Origin of the sequence: Ornithinibacter sp. (genome assembly GCF_035443565.1) — a bacterium.
In the GTDB taxonomy this organism is placed as follows: Bacteria; Actinomycetota; Actinomycetes; order Actinomycetales; family Dermatophilaceae; genus Fodinibacter.
Map to the genome: position 1 here is coordinate 1 of NZ_DAORSO010000291.1, position 1,870 is coordinate 1,870.

At 71.3% G+C, this 1,870-nt stretch carries 1 protein-coding gene; it reads left to right on the plus strand.

Annotated features, from left to right (window positions below):
• Window positions 1-88: 88 nt before the first annotated feature.
• A complete protein-coding gene (locus PLL68_RS14555) occupies window positions 89-1,870 on the plus strand; it encodes an acetyl/propionyl/methylcrotonyl-CoA carboxylase subunit alpha (RefSeq protein WP_324535310.1) in 1,782 nt (593 codons plus the stop codon).

The window sequence follows — 1,870 nt, forward strand, 5'->3', positions numbered from 1 at the left end:
CGACCGCTCGTGGAGTACGTCACACCGCAGCACGAGCGCCGCCCCACCACCGGTCGATCGCGCCGCTGGTCACGCTAGAGTCCGAAGCATGGCCATCAGCAAAGTCCTCATCGCCAACCGCGGTGAGATCGCCGTCCGCATCGCCCGCGCCTGCGCCGACCACGGGATCGCATCCGTGGCCGTCTACGCCGACCCCGACCGGGACGCCCTCCACGTCAAGGTCGCGGACGAGGCCTACGCCCTCGGGGGCACGACGCCCGGCGACTCCTACCTGCTGCAGGACAAGCTCATCGAGGTCGCCCACCAGGCGGGTGCGGATGCCGTTCACCCCGGCTACGGCTTCCTCGCCGAGAACGCCGGCTTCGCGCAGAAGGTCATCGACGCCGGTCTGGTGTGGATCGGGCCCGGCCCCGAGGCCATCGACAGCCTCGGCGACAAGGTCAAGGCACGCCACATCGCCCTCGCTGCCAACGCCCCCCTGGTTCCCGGCACGCCCGACCCGGTCGAGGGCCCCGACGAGGTCGTCGAGTTCGCGAAACAGCACGGGCTGCCCGTCGCCATCAAGGCCGCCTACGGCGGCGGTGGCCGAGGGCTGAAGGTCGCCCGTAACCTCGAGGAGATCCCCGAGCTGTTCGAGTCGGCGGTGCGCGAGGCCGTCACGGCCTTCGGTCGCGGCGAGTGCTTCGTCGAGCGCTTCCTGGACCACCCCCGCCACGTCGAGACGCAGTGCCTGGCGGACCAGCACGGCAACGTCGTCGTCGTCTCCACCCGCGACTGCTCCCTCCAGCGGCGCAACCAGAAGCTCGTCGAGGAGGCCCCGGCCCCGTTCGTCACCGACGAGCAGCACACCGAGCTCTTGCGGGCCTCCAAGGAGATCCTGCGCCGCGCCGGGTACGTCGGTGCCGGCACCTGCGAGTTCCTCGTCGGTCCGCAGGGCGACATCTCCTTCCTCGAGGTCAACACCCGCCTCCAGGTCGAGCACCCGGTCTCCGAGGAGGTCACCGGCATCGACCTGGTCCGCGAGCAGTTCCGCATCGCCGACGGCGAGGCCCTGACCTACCCCGACCCCGAGCCGCACGCGCACTCCATCGAGTTCCGCATCAACGGCGAGGATGCCGGTCGCGGCTTCCTCCCCGCCCCCGGCACCGTCACGACGATGCGCGTCCCGCAGGGCCCCGGGGTCCGCTGGGACTCCGGCCTGCTCGAGGGCGACACCGTGGCAGGCGCGTTCGACTCGATGATCGCCAAGCTCATCGTCACCGGTCGCACCCGCACCGAGGCCCTGGCCCGTGCCCGCCGCGCCCTCGACGAACTCGTCATCGAAGGCATGCCGACCGTCACGCCCTTCCACCGCGCAGTCGTCGCCGACCCGGCCTTCGCCCCGGCCGACCCGGACGAGAAGTTCACGATCCACACCCGCTGGATCGAGACCGAGTTCAACAACACGATCGAGGCCTACTCCGGCGGCTCCGCTGACGCCCCCGAGGCGCAGGAGCGCCAGAGCATCGTCGTCGAGGTGGGTGGCAAGCGGCTCGAGGTCTCCCTGCCCGGTGGCCTGTCCCTCGGTGGCGGCGCCGGCCACGGCGGGCCCGGCGCTCGCAAGAAGGCGCCGAAGCGGTCCACCGGCGCGAAGGCGGGTGCCGCGGCATCCGGCGACTCCCTCACCGCTCCGATGCAGGGCACGATCGTCAAGATCGCGGTCGAGGAGGGCGCCACCGTCGCCGCAGGTGACCTCATCGTGGTGCTCGAGGCGATGAAGATGGAGCAGCCGATCACCGCTCACCGGGCGGGCGTCGTCACCGGCCTGTCGGCCGAGGTCGGCGCCACGGTGTCCAACGGTGCCGTGCTCTGCGAGATCAAGGACGCCTGA